This window comes from Blautia pseudococcoides (assembly GCF_001689125.2).
GTDB lineage: Bacteria > Bacillota > Clostridia > Lachnospirales > Lachnospiraceae > Blautia > Blautia pseudococcoides.
Genome location: NZ_CP015405.2, coordinates 2152143 through 2170928 on the forward strand (window position 1 = coordinate 2152143; position 18786 = coordinate 2170928).

Genomic DNA, 18786 nt, shown 5'->3' on the forward strand with positions numbered 1-18786 from the left:
CTGCGGATTTCATCTCCGCAGAGCTGTTTCTCTTACATATAAGATCTCCAGTATCCTACTTGCCTTTCATTGATTTCTTTGATGATTTCCGGTTCCACCTTGAAGTTTCTCTCCATATCCATAAGACCGTTGATCTCCTGCTGTACATCTGTCACCTGTGTGTAGCAGAAGCCGCAGATATAAGGTACCTTTTTCACAGCAGTGGTGATCTCATCAAAACGCCGGATGAATTCCTCCCTGCTGTTCACTTTATTGCCGTATCCCCAGCCGCTGTCGTCATTGTTGAAGGCGATTCCGCCGTATTCACTGATCAGGACAGGCTGGCCTTTGTATTCGTATCCGTTGGCCATTGCGGACTTGCTGCTGCTGTGATACATCTCTGTACTCAGAATCTCTTCCTTATGTCCTGCATACCGGTCATAGAAAATATCGCCGCATTCTTCATAATCATGAAGCGTGATGATATCGGAAACTGTATGCTCCCAACCGTCATTGACCACCACCGGGCGGTAACCGTCCATACTCTTTGTGAGATGGTAAACTGCCTCTGTAAAATGCTGTTGTTTTCTCTCCGCTTCCACTCTCTGGATTCCCCAGGATTCGTTAAACGGGGTCCAGGTGATGATAGACGGATGGTTGTGATTCTGACGCACAATGTCGATCCATTCCTTTGTGAACAGCTCTACCGCATAGTCAGAAAATCCATAGGCAGCGGCAGCCTCACTCCACACCAACATGCCTTTTACATCACACCAGTACAGGAAACGCTCATCCTCGATCTTCTGATGTTTGCGCAGGCCATTGTAACCAAGCGCATGGATCTTGTCAATGTCTTCGATCAGCGCCTCCTCACTTGGCGGGGTCAGATGGGAATCCTTCCAGTATCCCTGGTCAAGAATAAGTCTCTGATACAGTGGTCTGCCGTTCAGCAGAATGTTTGGCCCGTCAATCCTGATTTCCCTCATGCCGAAATAAGAACCCACCTCATCACAAACCTCTCCTTTGTACCGGACACGGAGGGTAATGTCATACAGATCAGGCTCCTCCGGTGACCAGGTTCTCACGCCCCAGACAAAGGCATTCTCCCCTGAACCGGAAACATCCAGCACGGTTCTTGTGTGGGAAGCAGCCATGAAAACCGTTCCTTTTGCCACAAACATTCCGTCAAAACTGACCACCGCTTCCACCGAAAGCGCATCGCCGAAGCATTCCGTGGCTGCCGCTATTTCATACTCCAGCTCCACCGCATTGTCTGTGAGTACAGGCGTTATCTTTACGTGGTCCAGTCTGATCTCCGGCACGTATTCCATCCATACGGTTTTCCAGATTCCTGTTGTCTGCACATACCAGCAGGCAAAATTTTCTTTAATCCAGCGCTGTTTTCCTCTTGGCTGGCGGATATCAGTGGAATCCTCCACCTTCACTACAAGCTCATTTTCCCCGTCACGCACAAGGTCTGTCACGTCAAAGGAAAAGCGGGAGTATCCGCCTCTGTGACTGCCCGCAAAACTGCCGTTCACCCACACTTTTGTCAGGAAATCACTGCCTTCAAAATGCAGGAGAAGCCTCCTGCCGCAAAGCATTTCGCCATTTACCCCAAAGCTGCGTCTGTACCAGACATTTTCATGGATCTCCTCCTCGCCGATACCGCCGAGGACGGTCTCGTAGGTAAAGGGAACCTGAATCTGCCTCTCTCCTTTAAACGTCTCATACCATGCCTCTTTTTCTCCGCGGTTTTCGTCATCGAATCCAAAATCCCATGTCCCGTTTAAATTCATCCAGTTGTCACGCACAAACTGGGGTCTTGGATAGTCTTTTTTGTAGCATTTCATTTCTGTTTGTCCTCCTTATAGGTGAATGTCAATTACTTTTCCTGTCATCACTTGACGCCGGACATGGTGATGCCCTCCACGATCTGACGCTCAAACAGGATATAAATAAGAATAACAGGCACCGCTGCTATCATATTTGCTGTCATTGGTTTTACATAGTCCACCGTATAGGTTCCCGCAAAGGTCGGAATACCGATGGGAAGGGTGAACTTGCTGCTGCTCATGGAACAAAGCAGGGGCCAGAGATAATTGTTCCAGCTTCCGATAAAGGCGAAAATGCAGACAGTTGAGATAACCGCCTTTGACAGGGGCAGCACCACCTTGAAAAACGCGGTCAGTTCTCCTCCCCCGTCAATCTGCACTGCCTCCAGAAGCTCGTTTGGCAGCCCTTTAAAAAAGGTCACCATTATGATCAGATTCATGGAACCCGCAATTGTGGGCAATATAAGGCCTGCGTAGGAATCAATGAGATTCAGGCCGTTTGCCGTGATAAATAGAGGTACAATGGTCGCCTCCCCCGGCACCATCAGTCCCAGAAGGAAATAGAAATACAGCGCATTGCTCCCCTTAAATTTGATCTTTGCCAGAGCATACGCAGCCATGGCAGAAAGGATCACGGTCAGAACTGTAGTCAACACAGCGATAAATACACTGTTGAACAGCCATTTTGTCACATCCGAACCCAGAATAAGATCCGGATAGTTCTGGAATGTATACGGCGGTGTGAACCAATCCAGTATGCTGTTGATCTGCTTTCCCTCTTTCTGGAAGGAAACTGCCAGAGACCACAGAATCGGCGTCATAAAGACCACCGCCAGGATCACGGATATGATGGACAATACAATACTGCCCGGTTTTTTCTTTGCCTTAGAATTCATCAGCCTCTGCCCCCTTTCTCTCAATCGTCTTCTGCACAATAGTCAGCACTACAAGTATCAGAAACAGTACATAGGACATGGCTGCCGCATATCCCATATTGTTTTTCTTGAAGGCTGTCTCATATATGTACTGGATCAGGGGCCTTGTGGAGCCTGCAGGCCCGCCTGCTGTGATCATATAGATCTGTCCGAATACTTTGAAGCAGGCAATGACCTGCAGAAGTACCACCAGATAGGTAGTGGGCTTCAAAAGCGGCAGTACGATGGAGAAAAGCTGCTGTCTCTTGGTTGCGCCGTCTATGGATGCGGCCTCATATATCTGGGGCGATATATCCTGAAGCGCAGACAGGTACAAAAGCATGGAAAATCCAACCGTCCACCAGATCGTCATGGCTGTGATGGCTGACCAGGCAAGACCGCTCTCGTTGAGCCACTGCAGCTCCCTGTCCGGGGGCAGGACTTTAATAAAATGCAGAAATCCGTTGATAAATCCCCGGTACGGCGTGAACATATATTTTGCTATAAATGCCGCAACAGACACGGACAGTACACTGGGAAGATAATAACAGATACGCAGGCCCTTCTTTAATTTGTTCGGCCGGTTGGCAAACAGGGCCAGGATCAGTGCCATGATCACCAGAAGTGGTGTGGTGATCAGTACAAAATATGTGGTGTGCCAGAGGGCGTCCAGAAACTTTTTATCCCCCAGGAATTTTATGTAGTTGTCAAGTCCCAGGAACTTTACTTTTCCCATCAGAGACCATTTATGAAGGCTGACATAGACACCCTGGATCACCGGCCAGATGGTAAATACTGTATACAGGATAAAAAAGGGCAGTATGAATCCCAGTCCTGCCAGCAGGTTTTTGCGCTTTCTTTTTTTACTCACTTGATCTCCTCCTTACAGCTTCCCGCTCACGATAGTTTTGCTGTCTGCAAGGGAAAGGAGAGCCTTATGCTCCCCCTTCTCTGCCCTGCTTATTTACGGAAGATTCGTATCAAGTTCGTCGTAAAGCATACCGACTGCCTCTTCTGCATCAGTATCACCTGACCACAGAGTATTCAGACTGTCAATCATACCTGACTTCATAGCGTTAAATGTAGAAACCTTTGAGGGAAGAACTGCTGTCTCCAGAGCTTCCATGTAGCTGCTTCTGTAGGGCATATCCAGATATTCCTGGCTTTCCCTGACTGCATTGCTGGCAGGGATCTGGCCTGAGCCTGCCCATGTAAGACCGCCTTTTTCGGAAGCGCTCACCATAAATTCCACTGCTGCTTTGCTGTCCTCCCCGCTTCTGTCTTTCTTGGTTGGAAGAATCAGTGTGTGGGAGTCTGCCCAGCATGCATTCTTGTCAAACATCTGCGGATAAGGTATGGCACCGAAATTCAGGTTTTCTGTTTTCTCCAGGGCTCCGGTTCCCCATGTGCCGCCAATATAGATGCCGGCTTTTCCGCTCTGGAAGAACTGCTGGTGGTCGTCAATTCCTTCTGCCACATAGCCCTTGTCATAGAGGCTCTTTACAAATTCCGCAGCCTTTACCGCAATGTCTTTATCCATGGTGACTTCACTGCCGTCTTCATTCACAAGAGGGGTTCCTCCCATCTGGAAGTAAGTCGCCCACCATACACGGTATGGGTCATCACCATTATTTGTCAGAGAGATAACCGAGCCTCCCTCCGGAATAACCGCTTTGATCTTATCACAAACCGCGTAGAAATCGTCTTCACTGGCAATAGCAAGCTGGCCCTTGTCATTCAGCGCGACGCCTGCCTGGTCCAGGATGTCTTTGTTGAAATACATGATCTCTGCATGGGTGTCCAGCGGAACCGCGTAAATGGAGCCGTCAAAGGTTACGGATTCCAGGGATGTCTCGGAATACATGGTGCTCAGGTCAACGCCCAGTTCATCCAGATAATCGTCCAGAGGCGCAACCACACCCTGTTCTACCAGTTCCGGAAGAGACGATGCATGGGAAACGCCAATGTCAGGGCCTTTACCTGCCGCCACTGCTGTCTGCAGCTTTGTATAGTAGTCTGCCCATACCAGCATGATGGACTGTACCTGCTTTTCCGGGCCTCCCTCATTGTATTCGCTTATCATCTTATCCATGAATTCCCCGTCACCGCCGCTGAACAGGGACCAGAATACCAGCTTGTCTTTATCCACGGCAACTGCCTCCGGATTGTTTACGGTTCCGTCTTCATTGACATCTGCTGAGGCTTCTTCCCCCTGCTCTGCGGTTCCTTCTTCCTGAGAGGATTTTACCCCCCCCCCTCACTTTTTTCTGAACTTTCGCTTCCACAGCCGGCAAGAGCTGCTGCTGCAGTTAATGTAAGTGCCAGGATTGATGCGATTGCTTTACGTTTCATACTTTCTTTTCCTCCTTGAAATTTGGTTTCTTATCCTTTTGTGACCGGTCATAAAAACAATATTACTGTTGGTTATTGATATGTACTCTTGTCCTTTAGAACAGTTTTATTGTTCTTTATGTATCCATAATACCGTCATTTTGTCTGTATGTCAAGTATAAACTTGCTATTATTTGTGGTTTTGACCATTTATAGCAGTATTTCCGCACATTAATAACAGTAATACCGTTATATTTAGTGTTATTTGACCTTTTATTTTCAGTATTTCTGTTATAACCCTATCACAGAGGGCTATGTAATAATAGGGGACGCGCTCCACAGGTTTTCTATTCTCATGAATAAAAAACTGCCGTACGCGGAAAGCTGTAAATCTGTCAGCTTTCCGCGTACGGCAGTTTTGATCTTCCTGGCTGCTTACAAGTATTCAATACTCAACGCTCATTACAATATCCTGTTCATAGTTGCCAAAGGATTTTCCAAATAGATTAAATCCTCCAATATACCTGGCATCCTCCTTATTTCCTATGCGCACATCAATATAGGGTTTTTCCATTAAACAAAGGTCCTCCAGGCTTACTTTGGCAGCCTCACTTCCATTGATAAAGCCGCCGTTTTCCAACACCTCCCAGGTCATGAGCATTCCATACTGGGTGGAGCCGTCCGGCCATACGGAAGGGTTCAGCCGCCCTCTTCTGCTTCCAAAATCACCGGGGCATGTCCAGGTCCCGCAGTCCACGCCATTTATCCACACCGTAATATCTGATTTCCAGTCTTCCCTGTATCCCGGCGCCTCGGAACAGATTTCCATGGACAGGCTCAGACTCTTGGCATGACGGTTCCTGGGAACCGCATTTGCAAATTTATATTCCACATAACCGGCAGATGTCCAGAAAAGCCCTGCCCTTATTTTCTCAGGATCATAAAAACTGTATTCTGTATCCTCCATGCCGATAACGCCCTCCGGGGAATACAGGCCGCAGGTGGGGTGGACTTTGCAGCCGGTGTAACTGCCGATAGGCATTTCCACACTGACGATCTCATTGACATCCAGGTTCCGCCTGAGCAGGCACATATTCACAAAATCAAATTTTCTGCTGCAAACCTTCATGGTTCCCCTGCTGCCGGGCTGTTCCTCCATGCGGATCAAATCTGCCTTCTCCAGAAGTTTCAGATGAAAAGCCGCACTGGACTGGGGAATGTCCAGCGCCTTGGCGATCTCTCCTATGATCATATTGTCAGAATAGAGAAGCTTCAATATCTCCACACGCACAGGTGAGGACAGCGCCTTTCCCACATCACAGAGCGCATCCGCATTCTCCATATCCAGTTCTCTTATTTTTGCCATAATACACCACCGTTTCTTTTCTCCTGCAGTCAAATACCCTGTTTAATAGATTTTGTTTTAGTATATCACCTTCTCTCCACAGCAGCAAGAATGTTTAATTTCTTCTTTTATCCGTAATATATTTCACTTCCCGTCCCAAAAAGAACAGTGCCAAAAGATTTGGTATTGCCATCATACCGTTCAGGGTATCGGACAGTTCCCATATGACGCCCGGGGAAAGCATACACCCCGGCAGGGTGAGCAGGATATAGCAGAACCGGTATGCAGCCGCCCCCTTCTCTTTACAGAGATAAGCGGCTGTACGCTCACCAAAGCAGGACCATCCCACAATGGTCGCAAAGGCAAAGAGGACCGTGGCGGCTGCCAGAAACTGTTTGCCATAGGGTATGGCTGTGGAAAATGCCATTCCGGTGAGGGTGGTGCCGTCAATATTTTCAATTCCTGCTGCCAGATTCTGAAGACAGATTTCCGGCTGGTAGACACCACTCACTAAAATGACAAGGGCGGTGACAGTACATACCAGAATGGTATCTATAAAAATCTCCGCAATTCCCCACATCCCCTGTGTTTTCGGGTCTTTGACGTCGGATTGGGCATGTGCGATCACGGAGGAGCCAAGGCCCGCCTCATTGGAAAATATGCCGCGGGCAACCCCCATCTGCAGCGCCCTGCTGACTCCGTATCCGGCAGCTCCGCCCACCGCCGCTTTTACCCGGAATGCTTCCCGGAATATAATGCCGAATGCATCCGGTATCATTTCCCTATGTACCCACAGCACCATCAGGGCCCCAAGGAGATAGGCGGCGGCCATAACAGGAACCAGTTTCTCCGTGAAGGCAGCGACCCGCTTCAGGCCTCCGTTCAGCACATAGGCCGTTGCCAGCATAGTCACTACACCTGTCAAAAAGGCCGGTATATGAAAGGCTTCCTCCAGCCCTTTTGCCATGGAATTTCCCTGCACCATATTTCCCATGCCAAAGGATGCACCCAGACAGCATATGGAAAATATAACAGCCATCCATTTACAGTGAAGCCCTCTGTCCATATACACCATGGCACCGCCTACCCAGGCTCCGTTCTCATCTCTGTAGCGGTAACGGATGCCCAGATAATTCTCCGCGTAATTGGTCATCATACCAAAAAAGGCGGATACCCACATCCAGAAAATAGCCCCGGGCCCGCCGGCCATCAGCGCTGTTGCCACCCCTGTTATATTTCCGGTGCCCAGCGTGGCTGCCAGAGCAGTGCAAAAGGACTGGAACTGGGAGATGGAATGCTCCTCCTTGGTTTTTCTGACTTCTTCTTTTTTCAGCAGGGAACCCAGTGTGGTGCGGAACCATTCCCCTGCATGGGTGATTTGAAAAAACCGTGATTTTATGGTGAAACGAATGCCGGTGGCCAGGAAAAAAAACAGCATTCCAGGGCTCCAGACAAATTCATGGAGCGTATGCAATAGATTAGACATACAAAAAGACCTGCCCAAAAAGATATTCATAGCAGTATATGTGGATGCTGTCCAAACTATGAACAGCCTGAGCGCCGCAGAAATAAAAGAAACCCCTGCCAGCGGGATTTCTGCGCAAATGATGTTCCGCAAAAAAACTGCCCCGGTCACCCGGAGCAGTTTTTGAAACGCATATGTTTTACAGTGGAATTACTCGAAAGCTTTTCCAACAGAACCGAACAGTTCCATTTTCTCTTTGATGGTAGCGCAGATAGCGTCAAAGCCCGGTTTTAATAATTTACGCGGGTCATAGCCTTTGCCCTGATTGTCTTTTCCGGCCTCGATGTACTCACGTGTAGCAGCAGCGAAAGTCAGCTGGCACTCTGTGTTTACGTTGATTTTGGATACGCCCAGGTCGATGGCTTTTTTGATCATATCAGCCGGGATACCTGTACCGCCGTGCAGAACTAACGGCATGTCGCCTGTCAGCTTCTGGATGTCATCCAGAACGTCAAAGCGGAGGCCTGCCCAGTTTTCCGGGTATTTTCCGTGGATATTTCCGATACCTGCTGCCAGCATGTCCACGCCCAGATCAGCGATCATCTTGCATTCCTTCGGGTCTGCGCATTCGCCCATTCCTACAACGCCGTCTTCCTCGCCGCCGATGGAACCAACTTCAGCTTCCAGAGATAAGCCAAGGCCTTTGCAGACACCTGCTAACTCTTTTGTCTTCTCAACGTTCTCTTCGATTGGGTAGTGAGAACCATCAAACATGATGGATGAGAAACCTGCTTTGATGCATTTGTAGCATCCGTCATAAGTACCATGGTCCAGATGCAGAGCTACCGGAACAGTAATGTTCAGCTCTTCCATCATAGCTTTTGTCATGTCCGCAACGGTTTTGAATCCGGTCATATATTTTCCGGCGCCCTCAGATACACCCAGGATGATCGGGGATTTGCACTCTTCTGCTGTTAACAGAGCTGCCTTTGTCCACTCCAGGTTATTGATGTTGAACTGTCCTACTGCATAGTGTCCTGCTTTTGCTTTTTTAAGCATTTCTGCTGCTGATACTAACATAAATCTAACCTCCACTAATTGAAAATTCTCGCTTTTCCCATCCTTGTACAGACCAACGGCCTGTTCATAAGGAAAGAACGATTTGTTATTATTATAACACATTTCCCCCTTCTGGCAAGCTTTTCTTACGCAAATTTACCAATGCAGGCGGCAAAAGCGCTGCTCTACATCTACAGACGCATTCTGAAATCTTCATACCCAAAGGTTTTAATCACCTCACAAGACCCATCCGCCCTCTCCACTGCTATGGCAGGCAGGCACATCCCGTTAAAGGTATTATTCCCCTGCCAGACAGGTTGGTCCTGCCAGGCGGTATGTGTACGGATACTCCCCCTCCTCTTTGCTGCCGGCCAGAGGCGGTCCGACCTCCTTACCCGATTCCTGCCTGCATACGGGTGCTCTCTGTCTTAACACGCAAAAAAAGTCCTGTAAATTTCTGTTTTCACTCCCGGATATCTATGGTATGATATATTTGTAGCAAAATTTCTGATTCATATGGAAAGGAGGGTATAATTGCCGGAATATTGGTAACTGTTCAGTGTCTTCACAATTTCCCGCAAAAACCCAGGAAGGATCGCCTTCGGCAATGGGTTTTGCCTGCTAAATGTGCAGACCTGCTGAATCATAACATATATTGCAATTATACAGTGAAACAGGATTATGGAAATGAAAAATATGATCGTCGGCCAATCCGGCGGCCCAACCGCTGCCATCAACAGCAGCCTGTACGGCGTGGCAGCGGAGGGCCTTCGCCAAAAAGAATTTATCGGACGTGTCTACGGAATGGTAAATGGAATTGAGGGATTTCTGGAGGGAAGGATTCTGGACTTTGAAGATGCGCTGCCAGGCAATACACTGGAAGGCCTGAAAACAACTCCGGGCGCTTACCTGGGTTCCTGCCGCTATAAACTGCCGGAGGATTTATCTGATCCGGTCTATCCGGAGCTGTTTGCAAAGTTTGAGGAACTGCAGATTGGATACGTGTTCTATATCGGAGGCAATGACTCCATGGACACTGTGAGCAAGCTCTCCCGCTATGCTGCCTCTGTGAACAGTGATATCCGCTTTATCGGAGAACCCAAGACCGTGGACAATGACCTGGTCCTCACTGACCATACACCCGGGTTTGGCAGTGCGGCCAGATATGTGGCTTCCACTGTGCGTGAGATTGTCATTGATGCCAATGTATATGAGAAAAAATCAGTAACTATCATAGAAATCATGGGACGGCATGCAGGCTGGCTCACAGCCGCTTCCGCCCTGGCGAGAAAATATAAAGGGGACAACCCTCTGCTCATCTATCTGCCTGAGACAGCCTTTGACCAGGAGGCATTCCTCAAAAAAGTGGAAGGATGCTTTGATAAAACCCCCAATGTCATAGTGTGTGTTTCTGAGGGGATCCACGATGACAAGGGAACTTTTATCTGTGAATACGACAACAATGTAGGCACAGATACTTTTGGACACAAAATGCTGGCCGGATGCGGCAAATATCTGGAAAACCTGGTGAGAAACCGTCTGGGGGTAAAAGCCCGCTCCGTGGAGCTGAATGTAAGCCAGCGCTGTTCTGCCTCCATGATGTCCGCTGCGGACCAGAAAGAAGCTGTCATGGCCGGTGAATTCGGCGTCCGTGCAGCACTCAGAGGATATACAGGGAAAATGGTAGCATACAAAAGGACCTGCAACCTCCCCTACGCGATCACGCTTGGCCTGGAGGATGTAAACGAGATCTGTAACAAAGAAAAAACCGTTCCCATGGAATGGATCATGGAGGATGGCTCGGATATCAGTGATGATTTCGTCATCTATGCGCTTCCGCTTATTCAGGGAACCGTTGAAGTCCCCATGGGTACAGACGGACTGCCTGCATTTGTCTATAGAAAATAAAGCGTTTTATTCAGAACGAGAGGGAATACCGCCTGTTGCCGCGGTATTCCCTCTCGTTTACTTCTGTTCCCGGCTGCTGCCAAAAGACAGAAGTATATTTCTCTGTAGAAATTCTTTTGTCTGATTTCTTGGAGTATCCTCTGTCTCCATACCCTGAAGCAGATATACAAAGTAGCTCATTAATCCTGCCATCAATACCATAGTCACAAATGTTTCCGGCATATCCACAGGAATGATTCCCTCGCGTTTCCCCTGTTCCGTCAGAATGCGGAGCACACTCTCCACCTGACTCTGAGGGCCGCCGAATTTTGCATATTCCCTGTATAAGTGTTCTTTCATCTGACATTCCTGTCCCTGCAGGCGCATAAGCTGTGTGCTGCATCTGCTGCTGCTCATCTCTGTCTCAATGAAATCAAGCACTGCCATGATCTGCTCTTTCAGGCTCCCGGTTTTTCTGAGAACATCCATAATTTTCTGAAACAATTTCTCTCCGGACCAGATGATGGCTTTCGCCACCATCTCCTCCTTACTGGAAAAGTACTCATAAGCGGTACCCTTACCGATTCCGGCCCGGCTGGTAATATCAGATACCTTAATGGAGTGAATGTCCACATCTTCCTCTATCAGTTCAATGACAGCCCGGAAAAGAGCCAGTTCCTTCTCACTGAGCTTCTCCTTCATCCACTAATCTCTCCTCATCCTTTTTATAATGACGGCGGTTCAGTATATCATAGATACACGGCACCACAAAGAGTGTCAGCAGTGTACCGTAAATCAAACCTCCGATTGTTACGATCGCCATTGGCTGCACCATATCCGCGCCCATTCCCATGCCCATAGCCATGGTAAGAAGGCCCAGAATGGTAGTGAGTGCTGTCATGACAATGGGGCGCAGACGGGCACGGCCTGCCTCTTCGATCGCCGCGCGTTTTTCCATGCCATCCTTGCGGAGCTGGTTGATGTAATCCACCAGCACAATACCATTGTTTACAATGATACCTGACAACATGACAAATCCCACCATAGCCACAATGCTGACCGGCTTGTTGCTCACAAGCAGGCCCATAAATCCGCCTGTAAACGCCAGCGGAATGGTGAACATGATGATAAACGGAGACAGCAGGGACTGGAACTGCGCCACCATGATCAGGTACATAAATACCAGTGCCAGAGCCAGCATCTGAAGGAGCTGCCCCATAGCCTCGTTGATACTCTCATCTTCACCCTTCATTTCAATCGTATACCCTTCGGGTACGTTATATTTATCAAGGATCTTCTGTACATCCTGGCTTACCAGCCCGATATTATAACCAGACGCGATCTCGGCAGTTACTGACATATAACGCGACTGGCTATCCCTGTTGATAGCCTGAGGGCTTACAGAATCCTCAAAGGCGGCAATATCCCCAACCTTTATCTCTTCCGTCTCCCCCTCTGCGTTGGTAGTCTGGATGGATATATCTGCAAGCTGTTCCCTGGTAAGGGATTCATCCTTCCCACTTCTGACATACACATCATAGTCTTTCGTTGCCGTTGAGATCGTTGTCGCGCTTGTGGCCTCTGCGATCTTCTTATTAATCTCCTGGAACACCTGTGCCACAGTCAGGCCATAGCGCATAGCTTTTGACTTATCCACAACCACTTTATACTGGGCATCGGTCTCCTCCATGCCGTCGTAGACATTCTGCGTCCCCTTTACCTTTTCTATCTTACCGGCCAGGTCTGTTGCAATCTCCTGGAGCTGTTCCAAATCTTTTCCTTTGATCTCAACCTGGAGGCCGCTGCCGCCCAGGGCGCTCATGTCCATATTGGAAGTAGAAACCACCACTTCACAGCCATCCACACCCTTGGTCCTTTTCAGGATCTCTTTTTCAAGCTGCTCATTATTCAGCTTTTTATCTTCCTTCAGCACCAAATACATGGTGACCTCATTGGTGGAACTCCCGCCCATGGACATGGAAGAACCGCCAGCCATGGCACCGATGGTCTCAATATCATCTATATCAGAAATCTTGTCGATAATTTCATCCGCTTTTGCTGCGGTATCCTTGAGAGGGGTTCCCTTGTCCGTGGTCACAGTAAGACTGGCCTGCGTGCTCTCCATGGATGGGAAGAATTCCGTCCCCTTTTTCACCGACAGGTACATGCTTCCCAAAAATAAAACCAATGCTCCCAAAAGCACCCAGGCTTTATGTTTCAGGGTCTTATGAATCAAACGTCCATAAAAATCCTGCACCTTATTCAGAAGTTTGGATGGCTTCGCCTCAGCCCTCTTTAAAAGTCCTGCGGACATCATAGGTACCAGGGTCAGCGCCACCACAAGGCTGGCAGCCAGGGAATAACCGATAGTCAGTCCCATATCCACAAAAAGCTGACGGGTAATGCCCTCCGTAAATACAATGGGAGCAAACACGCACACGGTTGTCAGGGTTGAGGAGACAATGGCTCCCGCCACCTGTTTTGCGCCTTCCACAGCGGCTTTTCTGGCCGGTATCCCCTGGCTCCGCATACGGTATATGTTCTCAATAACAACAATAGAGTTATCTACCAGCATACCCACACCCAGGGCAAGACCTGAGAGGGAAATGATGTTCAGCGTCACTCCTGAGAAATACATGAGCACTAAAGCTGCCACCACACTGATCGGGATGGAGCAGGCTATAACAAAAGTGGGCTTAATATCCCGCAGAAATAAAAACAGTACCAGAATAGCCAGAATACCTCCGTACAGCATATTCTGCAGCACGGAATTTACAACCATATCAATATAGATACCCTGATTCATCAGTGTTGTAAAATGCAGGCCTTCATTTTCCTTCTCCAATTCCTCCATACGGTCCAGGATCTTGTCAGCCACATCTCCTGTGGAATAACCGGTCTGTTTCTCTATGGAAAGCATCATGCCGGGATTGCCGTTGATCTTTGCATATACCTCTGCAGAATCATCTGTGACACTGATATCTGCCACATCAGACAGGCGGATAGATGCCAGTCCGTCCAGTTTCAGGTCCAGAAGGACCAAGTCCCCCAGACTGTCCACATCCTGCACCTTATCCCCTACCCGGATCAGATACTCCTTATTGTCCTCTGTCACATACCCTGCCGGCATGGCAAAGTTCTCTGCCGTGAGGATTCCCTTCACCATATCGGATGTGAGGATTGTATTCAGATCGGCTTTGTCCTGCGCCTGCTCTTTTGCCTCATTCAGCTGGTCTCTTCCTGAGTCAAGCTGAGACTGGGCTGCCTCCAGCTGGGCCGTTCCCATGGCGATCTTGGAGGATGCTGAACTGAGCTGAATGGAGGCCATGATCTTCTGCGTTTCAAGCTGGATCTGGGCTGCACTCATCTGAGACTGGCCTGCCTCGATCTGAGCCTTTGCCTCCTGCAGCTTCTGTATCCCTGCATTTAACTGGGTCTGGCCCTCTGCCAGCTGCGCTTTTGCCCCTGCGATCTCCTGCAGGCCGCTATTGGCTGCTTCCAGCCCTTTATCCACCACTTCCACCGGGTCAAGCTGGGCAAGCTGTTCGTTGAGAACTGCAAGCTGCTGCTCCATCTCCGCCTTTTTGCCCTCCATCTCCTCTTTGGCTGCGGTCAGCTGGGCGATGGTCTGCTGCCATTCCTCTTCTGTCATATTGTCAGGCTTCTCAGGTGTTAAAGCATTTAACTGCTCCTCCAGCTCCTCAATCTGCCCCTGGATCGTGGCAATGCCCTCCTCCAGTTTCTGCGTTCCCTCCTGGGCTTCCAAAAGCCTGTTTTTTGCTTCTGTCAGCTTTTCCACTGTGAAATTCAGGCCTTCCTCTGTAGCCTGCAGAAGTTTTGACTGGCTGTCAAGCTCTGTCTGCTTACTCTCCAGGTTCTGGAGCTGTATATCCACCTCAGCAGCGCTCTTTGTCAGTTCACTCTGTGCCTGGGAGAGTTGTCCGCTTCCCTCACCGATCTGGGAGGCCGCTTCATTCTGACCGGATTCCAGTTCACTCTGGCCTGAATTCAACTCGCTTTTACCGGAGTCAATCTCAGCCTGGGCATCGTTCAGCTTCTCTTCCTCCTCAGCGAACTTGCCGTTAATGGCATCCTGGACCTTCTGGTTCATGGCATCAAGCTTCTCCTGGTTGATTCTCACCTCAATATTCTCAGTTACGCTGCCGCTCTTGGAAACCCTGGCAACACCGTCAATACGCTCGATATTAGGCTGCACATTATCTTCTATGTAATCCGTTAGTTCCGCAGCCGTCATATCATCCACATCCACGGCAGCAACCAAAACCGGAAGCATATCCGGGTTCAGTTTCATAATAATGGGATTACTCACCGAGTCGTCCCAGTATCCCTTTATCTGGTCCAGATTCTCCCGCATCTCCAGGGACACAGAATCCATATTGGTGGTCTCCTCAAACTCCAGGATGACCATAGATACATTTTCTCTGGAGACAGAGCTTACATTCTTAATATTGCTGACTGTCGCCATACTCTGTTCAATAGGCTTTGTAACAGTCTCCTCCACCGATTCCGGGCTGGCGCCCACATAGGTAGTCATTACGATTGCATAAGGCAGATTCATACTGGGCAGCAAATCGGTGTTCATTTTTGTCACAGACACCACGCCCAAAAGAATCACCAGCACTACCGCCACAACGACGGTATAGGGCTTTTTCACACTAAAACGCGATAACATTTAAAGTCCTCCTGTATTTTTGATCGACCGACTGACTGGTCAGTCTGATGGTAAAATTATATGTCTTTACAGGAATGGTGTCAACATAACTAATTATTAAAGTTGCATAAACTTTGCTGCTGTTGATTCCTGTTTACCGGCTGCTGTCCCAAAGACCATGAAGTATACATATTCGTCATTTTGCCTATTTTTATCTTTACTTATCTTTATATCATGGTATAATAGCTATAAGCACTTACTGATAAGTACATAGAGCAAAGAAACCACCGTTTCCCAAATAGAAAAAGCCTAACTGATAAAATCCTTTTATATATTCAAAACACAGCCCCGGCAGTAAAGAACTGCCGGGGCTGTGTTTGTATTTTAGTAGGAAGGATCTTATAACTGTGCACATACAAAACAGTTACCGATTTATTGATCATAGAGATGACAGGCAGCCATATGCCCGTTTCCGATATCCCTTAATTCAGGGATCACCGTATCACAGCCCTCTGTTTTCTTAAAACAGCGGGAGCAGAAACGGCAGCCTGCCGGAGGGTTAATAGGCGTTGGCACATCCCCCGTCAGAATGATCCGCTCTTTTTTCTTCGTGATATCCGTGGATGGAATAGCGGAAAGGAGGGCCTGTGTGTATGGATTCAGCGGATTATCATAGATCTCACGCTTATCTGCCACCTCCATCAGCTTACCCAGATACATTACGCCCACACGGTCACTTATGTGTTTCACCACGTTCAGTCCATGGGCAATAAACAGGTAGGTAAGTCCGAATTCGTCCTTCAGATCATCCAGCAGGTTCAGAACCTGGGCCTGAATGGAAACATCCAGTGCGGATACCGGCTCATCGCAGACGATCAGCTTGGGCTGTACAGCCAGCGCCCTGGCAATCCCCACCCTCTGTCTCTGCCCGCCTGAAAACTCATGAGGATACCGGTTTCTCTGATGGTTCGCAAGGCCTACGCAGTTCATCAGATAGGTAACCCTGTCCTCCACCTGGTTATCCGGCATGAGCTTGTTAATACGGATGGGTTCAGCGATAATATCGCCCACCGTCATACGCGGGTTCAGGGATGCATAGGGGTCCTGGAAGATCAATTGGATGTCCTTGCAGTATTTCCTTCTCTCTTTTGTGGAGAGCTTGGATATATCAGTTCCATTGTATATGATTTCTCCTGAAGTGGGCTTGTACAGATCCACCAGCATTTTACCTATCGTGGATTTACCGCAGCCGGACTCTCCAACCAGGCCCAGAGCTTCGCCTTTATATATTTTAAAAGAAACATCATCCACAGCTTTCAGGACAGCGGTGGGTTTTCCGAAGAAATTTGTCTCCACATTGAAATACTTTTTCAGGTGTCTGGCCTCCAAAAGCACTTCTCTCTTCTCTTCACTCATCTTACGCACCCTCCACTTCATCGCTTACCAGAAAGCATCTTACTTTTCTTCCATCCTCTGTCTCAGCCAGTTTGGGCATATGCTCCCTGCACTTATCCATACATTTGTCACAGCGGTCCGCAAAGGAACATCCCTTCGGCAGATGTATGGGGTCCGGTACAATACCTTTGATCATGTACAGGCGCTCCCTTTCTTCATCCATTTTCGGGATGGAGTCCAGAAGTCCCTGTGTGTAAGGATGCAGGGGTTTTGTGAAAAGCTGTTCCACAGAAGCCTGTTCCACCACGCGGCCGCAGTACATAACCACCACTTTGTCGGCGGTCTCAGCCACAACCCCCAGGTCATGGGTGATGAGAAGTACCGCCATACCCAATTTTTCTCTCAGACGGTTGATCAAATCCAGAATCTGTGCCTGGATGGTAACGTCAAGGGCAGTAGTAGGCTCATCTGCGATCAGAAGCTCCGGATCACAGGCCAGAGCCATGGCAATCATCACACGCTGACGCATACCGCCGGACATCTGATGTGGATAGTCGTTCACACGCTGCTCCGGCGCAGGAATACCTACCAGGTCCAGCATTTGAATGGCTCTGTCAAGAGCCTCCTTCTTACTCATAGTGGTGTGGGTCAGAATGGTCTCCATAATCTGGTCCTTGATCCTGTACACCGGGTTTAGAGAGGTCATTGGCTCCTGGAAGATCATAGAGATCTTATCTCCGCGGACAGCCTGCATCTCTTTTGTGTTTTTCTTTAACAGATTTTCGCCGTTGAACAGGATTTCCCCTCCTGCCACCCGGCCCGGGTCACGGATCAATCCCATGACAGAGAGGGAGGTTACACTTTTTCCGGAACCGGATTCTCCCACCACTGCCAGGATCTCTCCTTTGTCCACTGCAAAGCTGACACCGTTTACCGCCTTGACCGTACCTCTTTTTACTTTAAATTCTGTCTCCAGATCCTTTACTTCCAATAACATGATACGGTCCTCCTTATACTCTTTCTTTCGGATCCAGCGCATCGCGCAGGCCGTCGCCAAACAGGTTGAATGCCAGCACTGCTAACGTGATGGCAAGACCCGGGAAAATCAAGGTGTAGGGCGCCGAGAAAATATAAGTTCTCGCACGTCCCAGCATATCTCCCCACTCTGCCATAGGCGGCTGTACACCCATACCTAAGAATCCAAGAGCTGCAGTATCCAGGATCGCGGTGGAGATACCAAGGGTTGCCCTGACCACAATGGAGCTTACCACGTTTGGAAGGATGTGATGAAAGATGATCCTCCTGTCAGAATTTCCCACAACCTTGGCGGCAGCCACATAGTCATTTTCCTTGACGGAAAGAATGGAGCTTCGCACAATCCGGGCATATTCCGGGATTGACACAGTACCAATGGCAATAATGGCCTTATCAAGCCCTTTTCCCAGTGCTGCCATCAATGTGATCGCCAGAAGAATAGAGGGAATGGAGAGCATAATATCCATACATCTCATAATAAAGGAATCCGCTTTACCGCCGAAATACCCTGCCACAGAACCGAGAATGGTACCGATCAGCAGAGAATACACAACGGCAGCCACACCTACAAAGAGAGAAACTTTGGTACCTGACAGTACACGGGAAAAGATATCCCGTCCAAGCTGGTCTGTTCCAAAGTAGTAATCCTTACAGGGCGCTACAAACGTATGGGCCATATCAGAATACTCCGGATCATAAGGAGCCAGCCAGTCTCCCATGATCGCTAAAAATACAAAAAATACAATAACGATAAGACCCGCCACTGCTGCCTTATTCTTTTTCAGGGTGTCCCACATCACACGGATTTGGGATTCCGGTTTTTCAAGTGTCTCTCCTGTTGTCTGTACCTGTTGTTTTTTCCGCATGAC

General features: G+C 48.7%; 14 protein-coding genes. 1 reads left to right on the forward strand and 13 read right to left on the reverse strand.

Annotation, left to right across the window (positions count from 1 at the left end; genetic code table 11):
- Positions 1-32: 32 nt before the first annotated feature.
- The 8 genes from A4V09_RS10275 to A4V09_RS26785 all read right to left on the reverse strand — a co-directional run bounded on the left by A4V09_RS10275 (position 33) and on the right by A4V09_RS26785 (position 9363).
- Entirely contained in the window at positions 33-1832 is a 1800-nt protein-coding gene (locus tag A4V09_RS10275; protein ID WP_065542264.1) for a glycoside hydrolase family 2 protein, read from the reverse strand.
- A gap of 47 nt (positions 1833-1879) precedes the next feature.
- The gene (locus tag A4V09_RS10280; protein WP_065542265.1) at positions 1880-2710 is read right to left on the reverse strand and encodes a carbohydrate ABC transporter permease; all 831 of its coding nucleotides are present in this window, start codon (positions 2708-2710) and stop codon (positions 1880-1882) included.
- Positions 2700-3599 (reverse strand): carbohydrate ABC transporter permease, encoded by a 900-nt coding sequence (locus A4V09_RS10285; protein WP_065542266.1) that lies wholly within the window; start codon positions 3597-3599, stop codon positions 2700-2702. The genes A4V09_RS10280 and A4V09_RS10285 overlap by 11 nt, the downstream gene beginning before the upstream one ends.
- Before the next feature lie 93 nt (positions 3600-3692).
- The gene (locus A4V09_RS10290; RefSeq protein ID WP_065542267.1) at positions 3693-4877 is read right to left on the reverse strand and encodes an ABC transporter substrate-binding protein; all 1185 of its coding nucleotides are present in this window, start codon (positions 4875-4877) and stop codon (positions 3693-3695) included.
- 627 nt (positions 4878-5504) lie between these two features.
- A complete protein-coding gene (locus tag A4V09_RS10295) occupies positions 5505-6425 on the reverse strand; it encodes an ArsR/SmtB family transcription factor (protein ID WP_065542268.1) in 921 nt (306 codons plus the stop codon).
- Between the two features lie 94 nt (positions 6426-6519).
- The gene (locus tag A4V09_RS10300; RefSeq protein WP_065544722.1) at positions 6520-7890 is read right to left on the reverse strand and encodes an alanine/glycine:cation symporter family protein; all 1371 of its coding nucleotides are present in this window, start codon (positions 7888-7890) and stop codon (positions 6520-6522) included.
- Positions 7891-8079: 189 nt separating this feature from the next.
- Positions 8080-8949, reverse strand: a complete 870-nt coding sequence (gene fba, locus A4V09_RS10305; RefSeq protein WP_065542269.1) for a class II fructose-1,6-bisphosphate aldolase — start codon at positions 8947-8949, stop codon at positions 8080-8082.
- A gap of 276 nt (positions 8950-9225) precedes the next feature.
- Positions 9226-9363 (reverse strand): hypothetical protein, encoded by a 138-nt coding sequence (locus A4V09_RS26785; protein WP_198168581.1) that lies wholly within the window; start codon positions 9361-9363, stop codon positions 9226-9228.
- Between the two features lie 246 nt (positions 9364-9609).
- Here A4V09_RS26785 and A4V09_RS10315 point away from each other — a divergent pair, with 246 nt between their 5' ends.
- Entirely contained in the window at positions 9610-10836 is a 1227-nt protein-coding gene (locus A4V09_RS10315) for a 6-phosphofructokinase (RefSeq protein WP_171285347.1), read from the forward strand.
- Positions 10837-10893: 57 nt separating this feature from the next.
- Here A4V09_RS10315 and A4V09_RS10320 read toward each other — a convergent pair whose 3' ends face one another.
- The 5 genes from A4V09_RS10320 to A4V09_RS10340 all read right to left on the reverse strand — a co-directional run bounded on the left by A4V09_RS10320 (position 10894) and on the right by A4V09_RS10340 (position 18783).
- Positions 10894-11517: a TetR/AcrR family transcriptional regulator gene (locus A4V09_RS10320; protein WP_065542271.1), complete on the reverse strand. Its 624-nt coding sequence runs from the start codon at positions 11515-11517 to the stop codon at positions 10894-10896.
- A complete protein-coding gene (locus A4V09_RS10325; RefSeq protein WP_065542272.1) occupies positions 11498-15508 on the reverse strand; it encodes an efflux RND transporter permease subunit in 4011 nt (1336 codons plus the stop codon). The genes A4V09_RS10320 and A4V09_RS10325 overlap by 20 nt, the downstream gene beginning before the upstream one ends.
- 411 nt (positions 15509-15919) lie before the next feature.
- Positions 15920-16903: an ABC transporter ATP-binding protein gene (locus tag A4V09_RS10330; RefSeq protein WP_065542273.1), complete on the reverse strand. Its 984-nt coding sequence runs from the start codon at positions 16901-16903 to the stop codon at positions 15920-15922.
- Between the two features lies 1 nt (position 16904).
- Positions 16905-17879, reverse strand: a complete 975-nt coding sequence (locus A4V09_RS10335) for an ABC transporter ATP-binding protein (RefSeq protein WP_065542274.1) — start codon at positions 17877-17879, stop codon at positions 16905-16907.
- 13 nt (positions 17880-17892) lie between these two features.
- Entirely contained in the window at positions 17893-18783 is an 891-nt protein-coding gene (locus A4V09_RS10340) for an ABC transporter permease (RefSeq protein WP_065542275.1), read from the reverse strand.
- Positions 18784-18786 lie beyond the last annotated feature (3 nt).

Bases quoted from the DNA above. Each gene is read 5' to 3' on its own strand.
- A4V09_RS10275 (WP_065542264.1), bottom strand. From the start codon at position 1,832: ATGAAATGCTACAAAAAAGACTATCCAAGACCCCAGTTTGTGCGTGAC.
- A4V09_RS10280 (WP_065542265.1), bottom strand. From the start codon at position 2,710: ATGAATTCTAAGGCAAAGAAAAAACCGGGCAGTATTGTATTGTCCATC.
- A4V09_RS10295 (WP_065542268.1), bottom strand. From the start codon at position 6,425: ATGGCAAAAATAAGAGAACTGGATATGGAGAATGCGGATGCGCTCTGT.
- A4V09_RS10300 (WP_065544722.1), bottom strand. From the start codon at position 7,890: ATGTCTAATCTATTGCATACGCTCCATGAATTTGTCTGGAGCCCTGGA.
- fba (WP_065542269.1), bottom strand. From the start codon at position 8,949: ATGTTAGTATCAGCAGCAGAAATGCTTAAAAAAGCAAAAGCAGGACAC.
- A4V09_RS10315 (WP_171285347.1), top strand. From the start codon at position 9,610: ATGGAAATGAAAAATATGATCGTCGGCCAATCCGGCGGCCCAACCGCT.
- A4V09_RS10320 (WP_065542271.1), bottom strand. From the start codon at position 11,517: ATGAAGGAGAAGCTCAGTGAGAAGGAACTGGCTCTTTTCCGGGCTGTC.
- A4V09_RS10325 (WP_065542272.1), bottom strand. From the start codon at position 15,508: ATGTTATCGCGTTTTAGTGTGAAAAAGCCCTATACCGTCGTTGTGGCG.
- A4V09_RS10330 (WP_065542273.1), bottom strand. From the start codon at position 16,903: ATGAGTGAAGAGAAGAGAGAAGTGCTTTTGGAGGCCAGACACCTGAAA.
- A4V09_RS10335 (WP_065542274.1), bottom strand. From the start codon at position 17,879: ATGTTATTGGAAGTAAAGGATCTGGAGACAGAATTTAAAGTAAAAAGA.
- A4V09_RS10340 (WP_065542275.1), bottom strand. From the start codon at position 18,783: ATGCGGAAAAAACAACAGGTACAGACAACAGGAGAGACACTTGAAAAA.